This is a genomic window from Pseudonocardia petroleophila (genome assembly GCF_014235185.1).
Classification (GTDB): Bacteria; Actinomycetota; Actinomycetes; order Mycobacteriales; family Pseudonocardiaceae; genus Pseudonocardia; species Pseudonocardia petroleophila.
On the sequence record NZ_CP060131.1, the window covers coordinates 4,242,088 to 4,261,893 of the forward strand.

Consider the following 19,806-nt stretch of genomic DNA (forward strand, 5'->3'; position numbering starts at 1 on the left):
TCGGGGCATGACGCAGACCGTTCCGGACGTCCTGGTGGTCGGCGGCGGGATCGGCGGGCTCACCACCGCGCTGTGCGCGGCCCGCCGCGGCCTGTCGGTGCGGGTGCTGGAGCAGGCCGCGACCTACGGCGAGATCGGCGCCGGGATCCAGCTCGCGCCCAACGCCACCCGCGTCCTGGGGCGGCTCGGGCTGCTCGACCGCCTCCGCGACGTCGGGGTCCTGCCCCGGCGGCTCGTCCTCGCCCACGCCGGCACCGGCCGCGAGCTCACCCACCTCCCGCTCACCGACCTCCCGCGGCGCTACGGCGGCCCGTACGTCGTGCTGCACCGCAGCGACCTGCTGGCCGCGCTGCTCGACGCCTGCCGCGCCGCGGGCGTCGCGCTGGAGACGGGGGCCCGCGCCGGGGAGGTGACCGACACCGGCGGCCGGGTCGAGGTCCGCTGCACCGACGGCCGGGAGTTCGCGGGCGGGGTGCTGCTGGCCGCCGACGGGCTGCACTCGCGGATCCGGCCGCTGCTCGTCGCCGACGAACCGGTCTGCTCGGGCTACGTCGCCTACCGCGGCGCGGTCCCGCTGGAACGGGTGGCGCACCGGTCCGACCTCGACGACGTCGTGGTGTTCGTCGGTCCCGGCCGCCACCTCGTGCAGTACCCCCTGCGCGCCCGGACGCTCTACAACCAGGTCGCGGTGTTCCGCAGCCCGGGGTTCGCTCGCGGGGAGGCCGACTGGGGCGGGCCGGACGAGCTGGACGCGGCGTTCGCCGGGAGCTGTGAGCACGTCCGCGGCGCGATCACCGCCGTGGGCCGCGACGCCCGCTGGCCGATGTACGACCGGCCGCCGACCGAGCACTGGGTGACCGGCCGGATCGGCCTGCTCGGCGACGCCGCCCACCCGATGCTGCAGTACCTGGCCCAGGGGGCCTGCCAGGCGGTGGAGGACGCCGACGCGGTGACCGACGCCCTCGCCTCCGGCGCGCCCGCGGCCGAGGCGCTGCGCCGCTACGCCGAGCGGCGGGCGCCCCGCGCGGCCCGCGTCCAGACCACCGCACGGCGCTGGGGCGAGCTGTGGCACCTCGACGGGGCCGAGGCCGGGGCCCGCGACGCGCTGCTGCTCGGACGGGACCCCGACGACCACGACCACGTCGGCTGGCTCTACGGCTGATCCTCCGGCTCGCCCGCCGCGCTCCCGGGCACGTTCCGTCAGAACCTCAGCATCGGCGCCGGTCGCCACGGGGCCTCGCGCAGGCCCCGGCCGAACGCCCGGGCCAGCATCGGCCGGAACCCGCGGTCCGGGTACCGCTCCACCAGCTCGCGGAACCGCGCGCGGGGCACCCCGGGCGCACCGACCAGCCCGCCCGTGACGTCGGCGAGGTCGGCCCGGCGGAACGCCTCCACCAGCGGGTCCGGGTGACGCGCGCGCCGCAGGCGGTGGTGCTCGTCGACGAGCGCCGCGACCAGGGCGGAGTGCCCGGCGTCGGCCCCGGTGAGTGCGCCGACGGCCCGGCTCGACGACGTCGGGAGGTAGTCCCAGGTCCCGTCGAACCATATCCCGGCGTCGTGGAAGAACGCGGCGACGCCGAGCGCGCGGGCCCGGTCCTCGGGCACCGGTCCCTGCAGTGCGACGACGCCGATGACGCGGTGGACGTGGCCGCGGTAGGTGGCGAGCTCGTCGCCGAAGACGGCGGCGTGCTCGGCGAACAGCTCGTCGGCGGTCTCGTGGGCCGAGTCGTGGGCCGAGTCGTGGGCCGAGGGAGGGGGCATCGGCACAGCATGCCGCTACCGCGGCGGGGCGGTCAGCTCCAGATGGCCGCGGACGACCTCGCCGACCGTCGGCGCCGCGACGCGGCCCCAGGACTCCGGATCCCACAGCCCGGACCGCTTCAGCGACGCCGAGCAGTGCACGAACACCGACTCGACGGTGATCCCGATCGCCGAGACGGGCCGCCTGCCGTCGCCGGTGACGCGGTCGAGCACGGCGTCGTCGACGGTGATCACCGCGTGCCCCTCGACCCGCAGGATCTCCGCCGTCCCGGGCAGCAGGAACATCAGGCCGGCGTGCGGGTTGGCCAGCAGGTGGTGCGCGGAGTCGAGGAGGTTGTTGCCGGCGAGGTCGGGCACCGCGATCCGCTTCGGGTCCAGCACCCGCACGAACCCGGGGTCGCCTCCCCGGGGCGACACCGTGCACCGGCCGTCGGCCCCCGAGGTCGCCAGCAGCACGAACGGCGAGGCGGCGATGAGCGCGGCCGCCCCGTCGTCGACGTGGTCGATCTTCTTGCGGGCCACCAGCTCGAGCGGCGGGCGGTAGTGCTCCGCGAGCTGCTCGGGGGTGGTCAGGACGGACTCGAAGGCGGGCACGGACCCACCTTAGGTAAGGATCACCTGAACTCATACCCCCGTCGCGAGCGCCGCCGCCCGCCCCGCCCCGCGCCCGGAGAACAGGCACCCGCCCAGGAACGTGCCCTCCAGCGACCGGTACCCGTGCACCCCGCCGCCGCCGAACCCGGCCACCTCGCCCGCGGCGTAGAGCCCGGGGAACGGGGTGCCGTCCGCCCGCCGGACCCGGCCGGACAGGTCGGTCTGCAGCCCGCCGAGGGTCTTGCGGGTGAGCACGTGGAGCTTCACGGCGATCAGCGGGCCGTGGCGGGGGTCGAGCACCCTGTGCGGGGCGGCGGTGCGCACGAGCTTGTCGCCCCGGTAGCGGCGGGCCCCGTGGATGGCGGTGACCTGCAGGTCCTTGGTGAACGGGTTGTCCATCTCGCGGTCGCGGGCCACGATCTGGCGCTCCAGGTCGGCGAGGTCGAGCAGCGGGGTGTCGGTGAGCCGGTTCATCCCGGCCACGAGCTCGGGCAGCGTGTCGGCGACGACGAAGTCGGCCCCGTTGCGCAGGAACGCCCGGACGGGACCGGGGGCGCCTGCGCGGGCCCTGCCCAGCGTCGCGCGGACGTCCTTCCCGGTCAGGTCGGGGTTCTGCTCGGAGCCCGAGAGCGCGAACTCCTTCTCCACGATGGACTGCGTGAGCACGAACCAGGAGTGGTCGTGGCCGGTGGCGGTGATCGCGCCGAGGGTCGAGAGGGTGTCGAAACCGGGCAGGTTCGGGGCGCCGAAGCGCTTCCCGGTGGCGTCGAACCACAGCGACGACGGCCCGGGCAGGATCCGGATGCCGTGCCGGGCCCAGATCGGGTCCCAGTTGCGGACGCCCTCGGTGTAGTGCCACATGCGGTCGCGGTTGACGATCCGCCCGCCCGCGGCCTCGGTGATCCCGAGCATCCGGCCGTCGACGTGCTCGGGCACCCCGGAGATCATCTCCTGCGGCGGGGCGCCGAGCCGGGCGGGCCAGTTGGCGCGCACCAGGTCGTGGTTCGCGCCGATCCCGCCGGAGGTGACGAGCACGGCCTGCGCGCCGAGCGCGAACTCCCCGGCCGCGATCCGGGAGCTCGCGGTGCCGCGCGGGGCCGCGCTGGGCTCGAGCACCGTGCCGTGCACGCCGGTGACCGTGCCGTCGGTGACCGCCAGCCCGTCGACGCGGTGCCGGAAGCGGAACTCGACGAGCCCGCGGGCGGCGGCGTCGCGCACGCGGCGGGCGAACGGTTCGACGACCCCGGGCCCGGTGCCCCAGGTGACGTGGAAGCGCGGCACCGAGTTGCCGTGGCCGTCGGCCAGGCCCCCGCCCCGCTCCGCCCACCCGACGACCGGGAACCAGCGCACCCCCATCCCGTGCATCCACGACCGCTTCTCGCCCCCGGCGAAGTCGAGGTAGGCGGTGGCCCACTGGCGGGCCCAGAAGTCCTCGCCGGAGGGGTCGTCGACGCCGCGGTCGAACCCGGCGCTGCCCAGCCAGTCCTGCATCGCGAGGTCGGCCGAGTCGCGGATGCCCAGGCGGCGCTGCTCGGGGGAGTCGACGAGGAACAGCCCCCCGAAGGACCAGAACGCCTGCCCGCCCAGGTTCTGCTCCGGTTCCTGGTCGAGCAGCAGCACCCGGCGGCCCGCGTCGGCCAGCTCCGCGGTGGCCACCAGCCCGGCCAGACCCGCCCCCACCACGATCACGTCGGCGTCCATGCTCCCCATCCTGCCCCGGCCGTGCGGGCCGCGCGATGACCGCCCGGGGCGGTCGGGGGACCCGGCGCACCCCGCCGCGGTGGGGCAGGATGCCGGCATGGCCGACGAACGAATCGAGGTACGCCGCACCGTCCCCGCCACCCCGGAGGCGATCTTCGCCGTGCTCCGCGACCCGCAGGGCCACGTCGAGATCGACAGCTCCGGGATGCTGCAGGACGCCACCGGGGAGCCCGTGACGGCCGCGGGCGACACCTTCGTCGTGCACATGGACCGCGAGTCCCTCGGCGACCTGCCGATGGGCCGCTACGACGTCGAGGTCACGATCCGCGACCTCGAGCCCGACCGCGAGATCTCCTGGACGATCCTCGGCACGATCCGCCCGGCGATCGGCCACGTCTACGGCTACCGCCTGGAACCGGACGGGGACGGCGGCACCGTCGTGACCTCCTACTACGACTGGTCCGGCATCAACGACGAGTGGCGCGCGAAGAAGGTCTTCCCGATCATCTCCGAGCAGGCGCTGAAGGCGACGCTGGGCATCCTGGAGCGCACGGTCAGGCGCCGAGCCGCGTCAGCGTCTCGCGGCTGATCCCGATCCCGGGGAAGGCGGCGAGCCGCCCGAGCGGGAAGTTGCCGATCACCCGCAACAGCTCCTCGTCCTGCAGGATCCCCGGGCCCGCGGCGGCCCGCAGCTCCGGCCCGCGGTCGGGGTCGGCCAGCCACTCCTGCAGCGTCGAGTCCGCGGTGAGCGCGCGGCGCGGGAGCGGGGCGTCGACGGTGACGGTGCGGCACAGCCGCAGGTCCCGCGACGACGCGCCGACCGCGATCTCGAACTCGCCCGGCTCCACCACCCAGCCGCCGTGCACCGTCGACCAGAACGACAGGTCGCGGGCGCCCAGGGTGAAGCCCACGGTCCGCGACTCCCCGGGCTCCAGCGCGATCTTGGTGAACCCGCGCAGCTCGGCGGGCGGGCGCGCGACCGAGCACTGCGGGTCGCCGACGTAGAGCTGCACCACCTCGCGGCCCGCGCGCCCTCCGGTGTTGGTGACGGTGGCCCCGACCGTCACGTCCGTCCCGTCGACGGCGACGGTCAGCGCGGAGTAGGCGAACTCGGTGTAGGACAGGCCGTGGCCGAACGGGTGCGCGACCGGGCGGTCGAGCGCGTCGAACCCGCGGTAGCCGACGAACACGCCCTCCCCGTAGCGGACGCGGCCCTCCTCGCCGGGGAAGTTGAGGTGCGAGGGGGTGTCGGCCAGGCGCAGCGGGATCGTCTCGGCCAGCCGCCCGCCGGGGTCGACGGCGCCGGTGAGGACGTCGGCGAGCGCCCCGCCGCCGGCCTGCCCGCCCAGCCAGCACTCGACGAGCGCGGCGACGCGGTGCTCCCACGGGTCGGTGCGCACGACCCCGCCGTGCGCCAGCGCCACGACGACCGGGACCCCGGTGTCGACGAGCCGTGACAGCAGCATGAGCTGCGCGGTCGGCAGGTCGATGTGCTCGCGGTCGAACCCCTCCGACTCCTCGACGGCGGGCAGCCCGAGCAGCGCGACGACGACGTCGGCCCCGGCGGCGAGTGCGACGGCCTCGTCGGACAGGGCGCGGTCACCGGGCCCGTCGAGCGCGTAGCCCGCGGCGAAGGAGACCGTCGCCCGCGGCAGGGCGGTGACCAGCTCGTCGAACGGGACGTCGAGGCGCGTCGGGTTGACCTGCGAGCTGCCCGCGCCCTGGTAGCGGGGCGTGCGGGCCAGCTCGCCGACCACCGCGACCGTCAGCGACGGGGAGTCGTGCAGCGGCAGGATCCGGTCCTCGGGGTCGTGGCCCCCACCGCCGGGAAGACCGTTGCGCAGCAGCACGATCCCGTCGGCGGCGGCGCGGCGCGCCAGCGCGTGGTGGGCGTCGACATCGAACGCCTCGCCCGGTTCGGGCCGGTGCGCCCGCTCCACCAGCGTCCGCATCCGGTCGACGGCCCGGTCCAGCACTGCCTCGTCGAGGCTCCCGTCGGCGACGGCGTCGACGATCGCCCGGTCGCTGACCCCGCGGTTCGGCGGCATCTCCAGGTCCAGGCCCGCCACCAGCGCGGCGACGCGGTCGGCCACCGCGCCCCAGTCGGACACGACGACGCCGTCGAAGCCCCACTCCTCGCGCAGCACCGTCGTGAGCAGCCACCCGTGCTGCGAGGCGTACACGCCGTTGACCTTGTTGTACGCGCACATCACGGTCCACGGCCGGGCGCGGGTGACCACGTGCTCGAACGCGGGCAGGTAGATCTCGCGCAGCGTGCGCTCGTCGACCTCGGCGCTCACCCGCAGCCGGTCGGTCTCCTGGTTGTTGGCCGCGAAGTGCTTCACCGACGTCCCGACGCCCCGGCTCTGCACTCCCTCGACGAGCGCCGCGGCCAGCACGCCCGCCAGGTGCGGGTCCTCGGAGAGGTACTCGAAGTTGCGCCCGCACAGCGGCGAGCGCTTGATGTTGACCCCCGGCCCCAGCACCACCCCGACGCCCTGGGCCCGTGCCTCCTCGCCGAGCGCCTCGCCGATCTCGCGGACCAGGTCCGGGTCCCACGACGACGCGAGCGCCGCGGCCGTCGGGAAGCAGGTGGCCGGCAGGCTGCCGCCGAGGCCGACGTGGTCCCCCGCGCCGGGCTGCACGCGCAGGCCGTGCGGGCCGTCGGAGACCAGGATCGACGGGACCCCCGGCACGGCGGCGGTGTGCCAGAAGTCGGCGCCGATACACAGGGCCGCCTTCTGCTCGACGGTGAGGTTCTCCATGGCGCCGATCATGCCCGCAGGCGGGCCGCCACCTCCAGGACCTGGTCCGCGTCGGCGGCGTAGGGCGTGTTGAGCGACATCCGCCCGGCGAGGGCGCCGAACCGGTCGCGCAGCCGCACGGCGACCTCGCCGGCGTCACCGGCCACCGCGAACGCGTCGAGCACGTCGTCGTCGACCAGGCCCGCCATCTCCGCCCAGGCCTGCTGCCGGGACAGCCGGTTGAGCCGGTCGGCCAGCTCGCCCCAGCCGTGCAGCTCCAGGACCGGGCGGTAGGCGGGGGTGGAGCCGTAGAACGCGATCTGCCGGCGGACCCCCGCCTCGGCGGTGGCCCGCTGCTCCGGGGTGTCGCCGAGCACGGCGAACGGCGCCAGCCCGACCGTGAAGCCGTCGAGCGGGCCGCCGCGACCGCGGATCAGCGCGGGGACCGTGACCTCGGTCAGGTACCGGACGGTGGTCAGGCTGTGGCAGGAGATCCCGTCGGCGACGCGGCCGGCGACCTCGGTCATCCGCTCCCCGACGGCGGCCAGCAGCACCGGGGGCGGGCCGTACGGGTGGGGGCCGGGGTCGAAGAACTCCGTCATCAGCGTGTGCCGGTAGAACTCGCCGTCGACGCGCAGCCGCCCGCCGGTGGCGAAGCGCTCCCAGATCGCCCGCAGCGCCGTGACGTACTCCTCCATGCGCGCGGCCGGGCGGCTCCACGGCATCCCGAACCGCCGCTCGATGTGCGCCCGGACCTGCGACCCGAGCCCGAGCTCGAACCGGCCGCCGGACACGAGCTGCACGTCGTTGGCCGCCATCGCCGTGGTCATCGGGTTGCGGGCGAACGCCACGACGATCCCGCTGGTCAGCGTGATCCGGCTCGTCGCGCGGGCCGCCAGCGCGAGCGCGACGAACGGGTCGTGCGAGGTCTCCGGGACCGAGACGCCGTCGTAGCCGTCGGCCTCCGCGCGGACCGCCGCGGCCTCGCAGGCCAGGGGATCGGCCGCGACGTCGACCACCGCGTCGAGCAGCACCTCAGCCCGCCGCGGTGAGGTAGCGGTCGCGCAGCCGGTGCTTCTGCAGCTTCCCGGTCTCGGTGCGGGGCAGGGAGTCGACGAAGTCGATGCTGCGCGGCACCTTGTACCCGGCGAGGTGCGTGCGCAGGAACGCGAGCAACTCCCGCTCCAGCTCCGGCGACCCGACGACGCCGGGGGCCGGCTGCACGACCGCCTTGACCTGCTCGCCCATCTCCTCGTCGGGGATGCCGATGACGGCGAGGTCGAGCACCGCCGGGTGCAGCGTCAGCGCGTTCTCGACCTCCTGCGGGTAGATGTTCACCCCGCCCGAGATGATCATGAACGCCTTGCGGTCGGTGAGGAACAGGAACCCGTCCTCGTCGAGGTAGCCGACGTCGCCGGTGGTGCCCCAGTTCGGGTGGTCCGGGTGCTGCGCGGAGGCCGTCCTGCCGGGGTCGTTGTGGTAGGCGAAGGGGAGCACCTCGCGCTCGAAGTAGATCAGCCCGACCTCGCCGGTGGGCAGGTCGGCGCCGTCCTCGCCGCAGACGTGCACCACGCCCAGCAGCGACCGGCCGACCGACCCGGGGTGCTCCAGCCAGGTGGGGGAGTCGATCACGGTGACGCCGATGGCCTCGGTGGCCGCGTAGTACTCCTGCAGGACCGGGCCCCACCACTCGATCATCCGGCGCTTGACCTCCACCGGGCACGGTGCGGCGGCGTGCACCGCGACCCGCAGCGAGGACAGGTCGTAGCCGGCGCGCACCTCCTCGGGCAGCTTGAGCATGCGCACGAACATCGTCGGCACCCACTGGCTGTGCGTGACGCCGTAGCGCTCGATCGCGGCCAGCGCCGCCGTCGGCTCGAACCTCGGCATGACGACCACCGTGCCGCCGACCTGGTGGATCATCCCGCCGAAGCGCAGCGGCGCGGCGTGGTAGAGCGGTGCGGGGGAGAGGTAGACGGTGTCGTCGGCGAACCCGTAGAGCGGGCCGAACAGGCCGAGCAGCGCGTCGCCCCCCTCGCGGACGTCGACGCCGGGCAGCGGCGCCTTGACGCCCTTGGGCTGCCCGGTGGTGCCCGAGGAGTAGAGCATGTCGCGGCCGCGGGGCTGCTCGTCCAGCGGCTCGGCCGGCGCGGCGGCGAGTGCGGTCTCGTAGTCGTCGTGGTGGTCGGCGGGGTCGGGCCCGTAGGCCAGGCGCAGCGTGACCTGCGGTGTCCCGTCCAGCAGCGCGGTGGCGGTGCCCGCGCAGTGCGACGACACGACGATCGCCTTCGCCCCACAGTCGTTCACGATGTAGGACACCTCGGACGGCGTCAGGTGCTGGTTGATCGCGGTGATGTAGAGCCCGCTGCGCATCGCGGCCCAGAACACCTCGAAGGAGCGCAGGCCGTTCTCGGCGAGCAGGGCGACGTCGTCACCGGGGCGCAGGCCGGCCGCGTGCAGCACGCGGGACAGGCGCACCGAGCGCTCCTCGAGCTCCGCGTAGCTGAGCGCGGCCCCCGTGTCGGACATGACGACGGCGGCCTTGTCCGGGGTCGTCGCGGCGAAGGTCCCTGGGTACACGGCGTTCTCCTCGGTGGCGGGTGCGGGGGATCAGGGGCCGGTCATCGGCGGTTCACTCGCGGGATCCACCCCGACGCAGCGGTGGGCGAGTGCGACGAGCAGCGCGGTGAGGCGGTCGTCGGGCAGACCGCTGCGGAAGAACAGCGTGGACTGGACGGCCCCGACGGCGGCGTGCACGGTCACCCGCAGCTCGGGGTCGGACAGGTCCGGGCGCAGCGGGGCGAGCACGTGCACCCAGTCCTCGATGTAGTGGCGCTGGCGCCTGCGCAACCGGCGCCGGTCGTCCTCGGGGAGGTTGTGCACCTCGCGGTGGTAGGCCGCGAGCATCGAGCGCTCCGTGATCGCGACGTCGATGTGGTCGCGGACCAGCGCGGTCAGGGCGCTGCGGTCGTCGGGGGCCGACGACACGATCTCCGCCGCCCGGGTCGCGATGCGGTCCATGCCCTGGTCGAGCACCGCGACCAGCACGGCCATCTTGCTGTCGAAGTGCCGGTAGATCCCCGTGCCGACGATCCCGGCGTGCGCCCCGATCTCGGCCATCCCGACGCTGTGGAACCCGCGCCGGGCGGCGAGCTCGGCGGCGGCGTCGAGGATCCGGGCCCGCCGGTCCGGGTCGCGCCTGCGCCCGGTGTCGGTCGACGGCATCTGGTGAGTGTGGCACCGGGAGGTCTACGTTGCTAGTGACTCGTCGATGACTCGGCCGGTCGACGACGACTCCACGGGGAGGACGCGGTGGACTTCACCGAGACCGACGAGCACCGCGACCTGCGTGCCGCGGTCGGCACGGTCGCGGGCCGGTTCGGCCCCGCCTACTACGCCGAGCGCGCCGCGGCCCACGAGCCGTGCAGCGAGCTGTGGGCGGCGCTGGGGGAGTCGGGCTTCATCGGCGTCAACGTGGCCGAGGAGCACGGCGGCGGCGGGGGCGGGCTCGTCGAGCTGGCCATCGTCTGCGAGGAGATCGCCGCCCGCGGCACCCCGCTGCTCCTGCTGCTGGTCTCCGCGGCCATCTCGGCGGAGGTGATCGGCGAGTTCGGCAGCGAGGAGCAGCGGACGCGGTGGCTCCCCGGCCTGGCCGACGGCACGGTGAAGGTGGTCTTCGCGATCACCGAGCCCGACGCGGGCTCGAACACCCACCGGATCAGCACCACGGCCGTGCGCGACGGCGACGACTGGCTGCTCAACGGCACGAAGTACTACATCTCCGGCGTCGACGAGGCGGAGGCGCTGCTCGTCGTCGCCCGCACGGGGCGCGACGCCTCCGGCGGCCCGCTCATGTCGCTGTTCGTCGTCCCCACCGACGCGCCGGGGATGCAGGCCGTCCCGCTGCCCGTCGACGCGATGCTGCCCGAGCGCCAGTTCACCCTGCACCTCGACGACGTCCGGGTGCCGGGCACCTCGCTCGTCGGCGGGGAGGGCGAGGGCTTCCGGCAGGTCTTCCGCGGGCTGAACCCGGAGCGGATCACCGGGGCCGCGCTGTGCGTCGGCATCGCCCGGCACGCGCTCGACCGGGCGGCCGCCTACGCCACCACGCGGAAGGTCTGGGACACCCCGATCGGCGCCCACCAGGGCGTGTCGCACCCGCTGGCCAAGGCGAAGATCGAGACCGAGCTGGCCGCGCTGATGACCCGCAAGGCCGCCTGGCTGCACGACCGCGGCCTGCCGGCGGGCGAGGCGTCGAACATGGCCAAGTACGCCGCGGCCGAGGCCGCGATCGCCGCCGTCGACGCGGCCATCCAGTCCCACGGGGGCAACGGGCTGGCCACCGAGTACGGGCTCGTTCCGTACTGGGGGCTGGCGCGCCTGCTGCGGATCGCGCCCGTCAACCGCGAGATGATCCTCAACTACGTGGCCCAGCACAGCCTGGGCCTCCCGCGCTCGTACTAGGAGGGGTGACCGCCGTGGAGAACCTCGTCCAGCGGATCAACGTCGGCGACTCGCTGACCCGCACCGCCGCCCTGCGGCCCACGCGGCCCGCGCTCGTCGACGGCGACCGCCGGTGGACCTACGCGGAGTTCAACGCCTGGGTCAACCGGCTCGCGCACGGCCTCGCCGCCCGCGGCTACGTCCGCGGCGAGGCGCTGGGGCTCGCGTCGGCCAACAGCGCGGAGTTCCTCGCCGTCTACTACGCGTGCGCGAAGCTCGGCGTGGTCTGCGTGCCGACGAACCTGGGCTGGCGGCCCGACGAGGTCGCCTACGTCCTCGGGCACTCCCGGGCGCGCGGGATCGTCGTGGAGGCGCCGCTGCTCGACGCGCTGCGCGACGGGATCCCGGACGGCGTCGAGGTGATCGTCGCGCCCGGCCCGGGGCCGGCCCCCGACGGCGCACCGACGCTGGACGCCGTGCTGGTCGACGACCCGTCCGAGCCCGAGGCGCACGTCGAGGACGCCGACGCGCTGACCTACCTCTACACCTCCGGCACCACCTCGTTCCCCAAGGGCGTGGTCGGCAGCCACAAGGCGATCTACCTGGGCTCGATGTCGGGGGCGCTGGAGGCGGGCTGGAACTGCGACGACCGGTTCGTCGCGATGATGCCGATGTTCCACACCGCGCAGCTCAACGCGTTCTGCACCCCCGCGGTGCTGGTGGGCGCGACGATCCACGTGCACCGCGGCTTCGACCCGGGAGCGTTCCTCGACACGATCGAGCGCGAGCGGATCACCCAGGTCTTCGGGCTGCCGATGATGTTCCGCGCCGCGCTGGAGCACCCGTCGTTCGCCGACCGCGACCTGTCGTCGCTGAAGCGCGCGGTCTACGCGATGGCCCCGATGCCCGACGCGCTGATCCGGGCCTGCCTGGAGGGCTTCGGGTGCGACTTCGCGCTGCTGTTCGGGCAGACCGAGATGAGCCCGGTCACCACGCTGTTCCGCCCCGAGCACCAGCTCACCCACACCGGCGCCGTCGGCACGCCGATCGTCGGGGTCCAGGTGGGGATCATGGCCGAGGACGGCACGCTACTGCCGGCCGGTGAGCTGGGCGAGATCGTCTACCGCGGCCCGTCGACGATGAACGGCTACCTGCGCGACCCCGACGCCACAGCGGAGGCGTTCGCGCACGGCTGGTTCCACTCCGGCGACGTCGGCCGCTTCGACGACGACGGCGTGCTGTGGTTCGCCGACCGCTACAAGGACGTCATCAAGACCGGCGGCGAGAACGTGGCCTCGATCGAGGTCGAGAAGGCCGTGTACGCCGCCGACGACCGCGTGGCGGAGGTGGTGGTGATCGGGCTCCCGCACGAGCGGTGGAGCGAGGCCGTCACCGCGGTGGTCGTGCCGAAGCCGGGGGAGACCGTCGACGAGGGGGCGCTGCTGGCCGCGGTGCGGGCGGGCCTCGACGGCTACAAGGTCCCCAAGTCGGTGATCGTGGTGGACGAGCTGCCGCGCACGAGCACCGGCAAGATCCGCAAGAACGTGGTGCGCGAGGCGCACGCGGACCACTACGGAGGTCGCTGAATGCCCGTCCTGAGATCGGCACTGGACACCGCGGCGGAGGACTACCGCGCCAACCGGGCCGTCCAGCTCGACCTGCTGGAGCGGGTCGCCGAGCAGCAGGCGATCGCCGTCGCGGGCGGGGGCGAGAAGTACCAGCAGCGGCACCGCGACCGGGGGCGGCTGCCGGTGCGCGAGCGGATCGAGCTGCTGCTCGACCCGGACTCCCCGTTCCTGGAGCTCTCCGCGCTCGCCGCATGGGGCACGGCGTTCACGGTCGGGGCCACCGTCGTCACCGGGATCGGGGTGGTCTCGGGCGTCGAGTGCGTGGTGATCGCGCACGACCCCACCGTCCGCGGTGGCGCGATGAACCCGTACTCGCTGAAGAAGACGCTGCGCGCGCTGGAGATCGCGCGGGTCAACCGGCTGCCGGTCGTCAACCTGGTGGAGTCCGGCGGCGCCGACCTGCCGACCCAGGCCGACCTGTTCGTCCCGGCCGGGCGGATCTTCCACGAGCTGACGGCGCTGTCGGCGGCCGGCGTGCCGACCGTCGCGCTGGTGTTCGGCAACTCCACCGCGGGCGGCGCGTACGTGCCCGGCATGTGCGACTACGCGGTGCTCGTCGACAAGCAGGCCAAGGTGTTCCTCGGCGGCCCGCCGCTGGTGAGGATGGCCACCGGCGAGGACGCCGACGACGAGGCGCTCGGCGGTGCCGACATGCACTCGCGCGTCTCCGGGCTGTCCGACCACTTCGCCGTCGACGAGCGCGACGCCCTGCGGATCGGCCGGGAGATCCTCACGCGGATCAACTGGCGCAAGCTCGGCCCGGCGCCGCGCGGGCCCGCCGAGGAGCCGGTGTACGACCCCGAGGAGATCCTGGGGATCGTCTCGACCGACACGAAGGTGCCGTTCGACCCGCGCGAGGTGCTGGCCCGCACCGTCGACGGCTCGGAGTTCGACGAGTACAAGCCGCTCTACGGCACGTCGCTGGTCACGGGGTGGGCGCAGGTCCACGGCTATCCGGTGGGCGTGCTGGCCAACCACCGCGGCGTGCTGTTCAGCGAGGAGGCCAGGAAGGCCACCGAGTTCATCCTGCTGGCCAACCAGACCGACACCCCGCTGGTGTTCCTGCAGAACACCACCGGCTACATGGTGGGCACGAGCTACGAGCAGGGCGGCATCGTCAAGGACGGCGCCAAGATGATCAACGCGGTGGCCAACAGCACCGTGCCGCACCTGACCGTGAACATGGCGTCGTCGTTCGGGGCGGGCAACTACGGCATGTCCGGCCGCGCGTACGACCCGCGGCTGCTGTTCGCCTGGCCCGGCGCGAAGCTCGCCGTCATGGGGGCGACGCAGCTCGCGGGCGTCCTGTCGATCGTCGGGCGGGCGTCGGCGGCGTCGCAGGGCAAGCCGTTCGACGAGGCGGCCGACGCCGCGCGCACCGCCGCGATCGAGGCCCAGATCGAGGCGGAGTCGCACGCGCTCTTCGTGACCGCCCGCCTCTACGACGACGGCATCATCGACCCGCGTGACACCCGCACCGTGCTGGGGATGTCGCTGTCGGCCACCCACTCGAACACCGTCGAGGGCCGTCGCGGCTTCGGCGTCTTCCGGATGTGAGCACCCCCGTGATCCAGAAGCTGCTGGTCGCCAACCGCGGCGAGATCGCCGTCCGCGTCCTCCGCACCGCGCGGGCGCTGGGGATCGCCACCGTCGCCGTGTACTCCGATCCCGACGCCGACGCCCCGTTCGTCGCGGCCGCCGACGAGGCCGTGCGGCTGCCCGGTGCCGCGCCCGCCGACACCTACCTGCGCGGGGACCTCGTCCTCGACGCCGCCCGCGCCACCGGCGCCGACGCCGTGCACCCCGGCTACGGGTTCCTCTCGGAGAACGCCGGGTTCGCGCGCGAGTGCGCCGCGGCCGGGATCACCTTCGTCGGCCCGTCGCCCGAGGCGATCGCGGCGATGGGGTCGAAGATCGAGGCGAAGGCGCTGATGGCGGGGGCCGGGGTGCCGGTGCTGCCGGGCGCCACCGTCGGCGAGGACGACGACCTCGCCGCGCTCGGCGAGCAGGTCGGCTTCCCGCTGCTGGTCAAGGCCGCGTTCGGTGGGGGCGGCCGCGGGATGCGGGTGGTCCCCGACCCGGCCTCGCTCGCCGACGCGGTGGCGAGCGCCCGCCGCGAGGCCGCCTCCGCGTTCGGCGACGGCACCGTGTTCCTGGAACGGTTCGTCGTCGACCCGCGCCACGTCGAGGTGCAGATCCTCGGCGACGCCCACGGCTCGGTCGTCGCGCTGTTCGAGCGGGAGTGCTCGATCCAGCGCCGCTACCAGAAGATCGTGGAGGAGGCGCCGTCCCCGGCCGTCGACGACGCGCTGCGCGCCTCGCTCGGGGCCGCCGCGGTCGCGGCCGGGAAGGCGCTGTCCTACGTGGGCGCGGGCACCGTCGAGTTCGTCCTCGACGCCCACGGCGCGTTCCACTTCCTGGAGGTCAACACGCGGCTGCAGGTGGAGCACCCGGTCACCGAGCTGGTCACCGGCCTCGACCTCGTGGCGCTGCAGCTGCGCGTCGCCGAGGGGGAGCCGCTGCCGCCCGAGGTGCACGGCGCCCGGATCACCGGGCACGCCATCGAGGCCCGGCTCTACGCCGAGGACGTGCCGGCCGGCTTCCTTCCCGCGACCGGCACGCTGCACGCGTTCTCGGTGCCGGGTGACGTGCGCGTCGACACCGGCGTCGCCGACGGGTCGGTCGTCGGCCCGCACTACGACCCCATGCTCGCGAAGGTGATCGCGCACGGCCCGACCCGCGCCGCGGCCGCCCGCACGCTCGCCGCGGCACTGGCCGGTGCGCGCCTGCACGGCGTCGTCACCAACCGGGACCTGCTCGTCGGGATCCTGCGCGAGCCCGACTTCCTGGCCGGGGCGACCGACACCGGCTACCTCGACCGCCACCCGGAGCTGCTCGCGGGCACCGACTCCGCGGTCGCGCTGCACGCCGCGGCCGCCGCGCTGGCCCGCCAGTCCGCGAACCGCGCCGCCGCGCGCGTGCTCGGCGGGCTGCCGTCGGGGTGGCGCAGCGTCTCGCCCGCCCCGCAGCACGTGTCGTTCCTGCTGGGGGACCGGACCGTCGAGGTCGCCTACCGCGTGCGCCGCGGCGGCGCCGACGTCACCGTCGACGGCGAGTCGTTCGCCGTCACCACGCACGCGGTGACCCCGACGTCGGTCGACCTCACCGTCGGCGGGGTGCGGCGCACGGTGTCGGTGCACTCCGCGGGCGGGGTGTCCTGGGTCGACGGCCCGCTCGGCTCCACGACGCTCGTCGAGGTGCCGCGGTTCGTCGACCCCTCCGCCGCGCAGGCCCCCGGCTCGCTGCTCGCGCCGATGCCCGGTGCGGTGCTGCGGGTGCTCGCCGGGCCCGGTGCCGCGGTGACCGCCGGCCAGCCGCTGGTGGTCCTGGAGGCGATGAAGATGGAGCACACGGTCGCGGCCCCGTCCGACGGCGAGCTCGCCGAGCTGCACGTCGCCGCGGGCGACCAGGTGACGACCGGGCAGGTGCTGGCCGTGGTGACCGGCGCCACGCCGAACGGTCAGGACTGACTGCTAGCCTGCGGACGGATCGCACCGACGCAGTTCGACGCACGAGGAGAACCAGTGGACATCAACGGAGCCGCAGCGGTCGTGACGGGCGGTGCGTCCGGCCTCGGGCTGGCCACCACGGAGAAGCTGCTCGACGCGGGTGCGTCGGTCGTCATCCTCGACCTGCCGTCGTCGGCGGGGGCGGACGTCGCCGCGAAGCTGGGTGACCGCGTGCGGTTCGCGCCCGGTGACGTCACCGACGAGGCCTCGGTGAGCGCCGCGCTCGACGCCGCCGCCGAGCTGGGCCCGATCCGCGTGGCCGTCAACTGCGCGGGCACCGGCGACGCGATCCGCGTCCTCGGGAAGAAGGGCGTGTACCCGCTCGACAAGTTCGCGCGCATCGTGAACATCAACCTCATCGGCACGTTCAACGTCATCCGGCTGGCGGCCGAGCGCATCGCGGCCACGGAGATCGTCGACGGCGAGCGCGGCGTCATCGTCAACACCGCGTCGGTCGCGGCGTTCGACGGCCAGATCGGGCAGGCGGCGTACTCGGCGTCGAAGGGCGGGGTCGTGGGCATGACGCTGCCGATCGCGCGCGACCTCGCGTCGGCGCTGATCCGCGTCGTCACCATCGCGCCCGGCCTGTTCGACACCCCGCTGCTCGCGGGCTTGCCCGAGGACGCCCGGATCTCGCTGGGCCAGCAGGTGCCGCACCCGTCGCGGCTGGGGCAGCCGTCGGAGTTCGGTGCGCTGGTCGTCCACATCGCGGCCAACCCGATGCTCAACGGCGAGGTCATCCGCCTCGACGGCGCCATCCGGATGGCGCCCCGCTGACGCGGTCGGGCCTGCGCGTCGCCCGGTAGGTTGGCGGAGCTGGGCGCGGAGGGGCCGCGCGGAGGAGGGAACGTGTCCGACGAGGTCCTCGTCGAGCGCCGCGGCGCCGTGCAGGTCATCACCATCAACCGGCCGCAGGCGAAGAACGCGCTCAACGGCGAGGTCGCCCGGGGCATCGCCGACGCCGTCGACGAGCTGGACGCCTCCGACGAGCTGTGGGCGGGCGTCCTGACCGGCGCGGGAGGCACGTTCTCCGCCGGCATGGATCTCAAGGCGTTCCTGAAGGGCGAGCGCCCGGGCATCGAGGGCCGGGGCCTGTGCGGGATCACCGAGGCCCCGCCCCGCAAGCCGCTCATCGGCGCGGCCGAGGGCTGGGCCCTGGCCGGCGGGTTCGAGCTGCTGCTGGCGTGCGACTTGGTCGTGGCCTCGCGCACCGCGAGGTTCGGCGTGCCCGAGGTGAAGCGGTCCCTCGTCGCCGCGGCCGGCGGCGCCCTGCTGCTGACCCGCCGCGTCCCGTACGCGCTGGCGATGGAGATGCTGCTGACCGGCGACCCGATCGGCGCCGAGCGGGCCGCGGAGATCGGCCTGGTCAACCGCGTCACCCACGAGGGCGGTGCCCTCGACGCCGCCCTGGAGCTGGCCGCCACCATCGCCGCCAACGCCCCGCTCGCCGTCGCGGCGACGAAGCGTATCGCACGGCAGAGCGCCGACTGGACCGTCGAGCAGGGCTGGGCCGAGCAGGCCGCGATCATCGGGCCGGTGTTCGCCTCTGACGACGCGCGCGAAGGGTCCACGGCGTTCGCCGAGAAGCGGGCGCCGGTCTGGAAGGGCCGCTAGGCCGCGAGCAGGTTCCGGCGCGGGGTCTGCGTCGGGTCGATCCATCGGGGTGGGACGAACTCCGGTAGCCCGTCGCGGATCCGGACCGTCCAGTCCGAGTGGTGGATCTGGCGGTGATGCGCTTTGCACAGCATGACCAGGTTGTTGAGCTCGGTCGGTCCCTCGCGTCCCCAGTGATCCACATGGTGGACGTCGCACCAGGAGGGTGGTCGGTCGCAGCCGGGGTGGGCGCAGCCGCGGTCTCGCACGGTAATGGCCTTGCGGAGCCCGTCAGGGATGGTGCGCTTCTCGCGGCCGACGTCGAGGGGTTGGCTGTCGCCGTTCATGACGATCGGGACGACGCCGGCGTCGCAGGCCAGGGTGCGCAGGGTGGCGGGGGTGATGGTGCCGCCGAACTCCAGCATCGCCCCGCGCGCTCGGGCCTCGAGGTCCTCGAGTCGGATGGTGACGGTGAGGTGGGGTCGGCGGCCGCCGGTTTCGGGGAGGTGGTTGCCGTGGTCGAGGACGTACCCGCAGACGTCGGCGAGTGCTTCGGCTTGTCGCTGGGCCGCGGTTCGGTCGTCGTCGGCGGTGAGCGGTTTGGCCTTGGCGTCGATGACTGCGGCGATGGCGTCGTAGAGGGCGGGGTCTTCGAACCGGCCCTTCAACGACCCGCCTGCGCCGCCGCGGTGGCGGGTCAGTCGGAGCTCGTTGACCGGGGGCGGGGTGTCGTCGGGTTCGGGCCCGTCCTGATCCAACCGGTCGACCAGCAGGGTCCCGAAGCTGAGCAGTTGTCCTGGCTTGGCCTGCTGGGCGTAGTCGGCGAGCTGTGCCTCGGCGCCGGTCCACTCCGCGGTGCTGAGCCGTTCGGCGGCCCGAGTGCGCAGCACGCGGTGGATGACTTCGACGTGCCGCCACCCGATCACTCCTGCGTCGAGGGCTGCGGCGGTGGCGGGCATCCGAGCGGGGAACTGTTCCCCGCTGAGAGTGGTGCGGCCGTGGACGTCGGTGGCCGCGGAGGTGAAGGAGCGGGCCTGCCGCTGATCCCACGACAACAGGTCTGACACCGCAGCAGCGGTGGAGGGATAGCCGCGGGACAGGAACGTGCCCCGATCGTCGAGAACGGCCACCGCGGCACTGGAGATCGCCTCGACCCGCCGGTGCACGCCCTCGCAGACGGTCAGCAGCGAGATCAGGTCGGCTTCTGAGGCCTGGGTGGTGGCTGCGGCAAGCTCGTCGACTGCGGCAGCGAGGTGCTGGTGCGCGTCTCGGAGGGTGTCGCCGGCCATGACCTGATCCTACTAGAACATACGTTCGATCGTGGGTCGATCGCCGCAGCTCAGGGACCGTTCGGCGCATGGCTGGTCGCTTCGAGCGGCGGTCTGTCTGGCATTCCTCAGCGTGGTGCGCAGGCGCCGGTCGGGCGTGGGTCGTCTGGAGTGAACTTCCGGGATGACGTGGTCGGGTTGGCGGCCGTTCCCGACCGACGTGCCCGACCTGCGCCCCGGAGGCTCGGCCGGGTCGGGCGAGACGTCCGGTGGTCCCGAACCGCAACCCCACCGCCTGGATCGACCCCGTGCCCGACCGGCTGGCGTCGTGGCCCGCAGTAGACCGCACCACGTTCGGGACCGGTGGCCGGCCGACTCAGCCTGCCCGGCGCACCCCATCCGCCCGTACTCCGCGGGCGGCACCGTCGAGGCCTGAGCGGGAACGCCGTCGAACCGGGGCAGTGCGTTGCACCCGCCCTTCCCGGCCGAGCAGTGCCACCCATCG

Annotated in this window: 16 protein-coding genes; 8 read left to right on the top strand and 8 right to left on the bottom strand. The window is 74.2% G+C overall.

Translation table 11 applies throughout. The features are described from left to right. The first annotated feature begins 7 nt into the window (after positions 1–7). The gene (locus tag H6H00_RS21040; protein WP_185717452.1) at positions 8–1,162 is read left to right on the top strand and encodes an FAD-dependent oxidoreductase; all 1,155 of its coding nucleotides are present in this window, start codon (positions 8–10) and stop codon (positions 1,160–1,162) included. A gap of 38 nt (positions 1,163–1,200) precedes the next feature. On the opposite strand, the gene H6H00_RS21045 is transcribed toward H6H00_RS21040, so the two are convergent. From H6H00_RS21045 to H6H00_RS21055, 3 genes are read right to left on the bottom strand one after another with little or no spacing between them, the layout of a single operon-like run. Beyond that, the gene (locus H6H00_RS21045) at positions 1,201–1,761 is read right to left on the bottom strand and encodes a hypothetical protein (protein WP_185717453.1); all 561 of its coding nucleotides are present in this window, start codon (positions 1,759–1,761) and stop codon (positions 1,201–1,203) included. Between the two features lie 15 nt (positions 1,762–1,776). Beyond that, positions 1,777–2,355 carry a pyridoxamine 5'-phosphate oxidase family protein gene (locus tag H6H00_RS21050; protein WP_185717454.1) on the bottom strand — a complete coding sequence of 193 codons (579 nt, stop codon included), beginning with the start codon at positions 2,353–2,355 and terminating at the stop codon, positions 1,777–1,779. A 30-nt stretch (positions 2,356–2,385) separates the two neighbouring features. Continuing rightward, the gene (locus H6H00_RS21055; protein WP_185717455.1) at positions 2,386–4,056 is read right to left on the bottom strand and encodes an FAD-binding dehydrogenase; all 1,671 of its coding nucleotides are present in this window, start codon (positions 4,054–4,056) and stop codon (positions 2,386–2,388) included. A gap of 97 nt (positions 4,057–4,153) precedes the next feature. Between H6H00_RS21055 and H6H00_RS21060 the strand changes: the two genes are divergently transcribed. After that, positions 4,154–4,645, top strand: coding sequence for an SRPBCC family protein (locus H6H00_RS21060; RefSeq protein WP_185717456.1), 492 nt, complete (start codon positions 4,154–4,156; stop codon positions 4,643–4,645). Here H6H00_RS21060 and H6H00_RS21065 read toward each other — a convergent pair. From H6H00_RS21065 to H6H00_RS21080, 4 genes are read right to left on the bottom strand one after another with little or no spacing between them, the layout of a single operon-like run. Next, a complete protein-coding gene (locus tag H6H00_RS21065) occupies positions 4,611–6,821 on the bottom strand; it encodes a glycoside hydrolase family 3 C-terminal domain-containing protein (RefSeq protein WP_221775614.1) in 2,211 nt (736 codons plus the stop codon). The genes H6H00_RS21060 and H6H00_RS21065 overlap by 35 nt on opposite strands. 8 nt (positions 6,822–6,829) lie before the next feature. After that, complete coding sequence (locus H6H00_RS21070; RefSeq protein ID WP_185717458.1) at positions 6,830–7,834, bottom strand: TIGR03617 family F420-dependent LLM class oxidoreductase; 1,005 nt, start codon at positions 7,832–7,834, stop codon at positions 6,830–6,832. A gap of 1 nt (position 7,835) precedes the next feature. Then, positions 7,836–9,380, bottom strand: coding sequence for an acyl-CoA synthetase (locus H6H00_RS21075; protein WP_185717459.1), 1,545 nt, complete (start codon positions 9,378–9,380; stop codon positions 7,836–7,838). Between the two features lie 30 nt (positions 9,381–9,410). Continuing rightward, on the bottom strand, positions 9,411–10,025 hold the full coding sequence (locus H6H00_RS21080; protein ID WP_185717460.1) for a TetR/AcrR family transcriptional regulator: 615 nt from the start codon (positions 10,023–10,025) through the stop codon (positions 9,411–9,413). Positions 10,026–10,112: 87 nt separating this feature from the next. On the opposite strand from H6H00_RS21080, the gene H6H00_RS21085 reads away from it, so the two are divergent. The 6 genes from H6H00_RS21085 to H6H00_RS21110 all read left to right on the top strand — a co-directional run bounded on the left by H6H00_RS21085 (position 10,113) and on the right by H6H00_RS21110 (position 18,054). Beyond that, positions 10,113–11,264 (top strand): acyl-CoA dehydrogenase family protein, encoded by a 1,152-nt coding sequence (locus H6H00_RS21085; protein WP_185717461.1) that lies wholly within the window; start codon positions 10,113–10,115, stop codon positions 11,262–11,264. A 14-nt stretch (positions 11,265–11,278) separates the two neighbouring features. Further along, the gene (locus H6H00_RS21090) at positions 11,279–12,829 is read left to right on the top strand and encodes an AMP-binding protein (RefSeq protein WP_344735754.1); all 1,551 of its coding nucleotides are present in this window, start codon (positions 11,279–11,281) and stop codon (positions 12,827–12,829) included. Further along, positions 12,830–14,428: an acyl-CoA carboxylase subunit beta gene (locus H6H00_RS21095; protein ID WP_185717463.1), complete on the top strand. Its 1,599-nt coding sequence runs from the start codon at positions 12,830–12,832 to the stop codon at positions 14,426–14,428. It begins immediately after the preceding gene. Beyond that, on the top strand, positions 14,425–16,401 hold the full coding sequence (locus tag H6H00_RS21100; RefSeq protein ID WP_255425291.1) for an ATP-binding protein: 1,977 nt from the start codon (positions 14,425–14,427) through the stop codon (positions 16,399–16,401). The genes H6H00_RS21095 and H6H00_RS21100 overlap by 4 nt, the downstream gene beginning before the upstream one ends. Positions 16,402–16,455: 54 nt before the next feature. Then, positions 16,456–17,217, top strand: a complete 762-nt coding sequence (locus H6H00_RS21105) for a 3-hydroxyacyl-CoA dehydrogenase (protein WP_185717464.1) — start codon at positions 16,456–16,458, stop codon at positions 17,215–17,217. Positions 17,218–17,289: 72 nt separating this feature from the next. Continuing rightward, positions 17,290–18,054, top strand: coding sequence for a crotonase/enoyl-CoA hydratase family protein (locus H6H00_RS21110; protein ID WP_185717465.1), 765 nt, complete (start codon positions 17,290–17,292; stop codon positions 18,052–18,054). Here the strand turns inward: H6H00_RS21110 and H6H00_RS21115 are convergent. Then, entirely contained in the window at positions 18,051–19,322 is a 1,272-nt protein-coding gene (locus H6H00_RS21115) for an HNH endonuclease signature motif containing protein (RefSeq protein WP_185717466.1), read from the bottom strand. The genes H6H00_RS21110 and H6H00_RS21115 overlap by 4 nt on opposite strands. Positions 19,323–19,806: the final 484 nt, after the last annotated feature.

What these genes read in the sequence shown, in the direction of transcription:
- H6H00_RS21115 (WP_185717466.1), bottom strand. Translation starts at nt 19,322, where the DNA reads ATGGCCGGCGACACCCTCCGAGACGCGCACCAGCACCTCGCTGCCGCA.
- H6H00_RS21065 (WP_221775614.1), bottom strand. Translation starts at nt 6,821, where the DNA reads ATGGAGAACCTCACCGTCGAGCAGAAGGCGGCCCTGTGTATCGGCGCC.
- H6H00_RS21095 (WP_185717463.1), top strand. Translation starts at nt 12,830, where the DNA reads ATGCCCGTCCTGAGATCGGCACTGGACACCGCGGCGGAGGACTACCGC.
- H6H00_RS21055 (WP_185717455.1), bottom strand. Translation starts at nt 4,056, where the DNA reads ATGGACGCCGACGTGATCGTGGTGGGGGCGGGTCTGGCCGGGCTGGTG.
- H6H00_RS21060 (WP_185717456.1), top strand. Translation starts at nt 4,154, where the DNA reads ATGGCCGACGAACGAATCGAGGTACGCCGCACCGTCCCCGCCACCCCG.
- H6H00_RS21045 (WP_185717453.1), bottom strand. Translation starts at nt 1,761, where the DNA reads ATGCCCCCTCCCTCGGCCCACGACTCGGCCCACGACTCGGCCCACGAG.
- H6H00_RS21040 (WP_185717452.1), top strand. Translation starts at nt 8, where the DNA reads ATGACGCAGACCGTTCCGGACGTCCTGGTGGTCGGCGGCGGGATCGGC.
- H6H00_RS21080 (WP_185717460.1), bottom strand. Translation starts at nt 10,025, where the DNA reads ATGCCGTCGACCGACACCGGGCGCAGGCGCGACCCGGACCGGCGGGCC.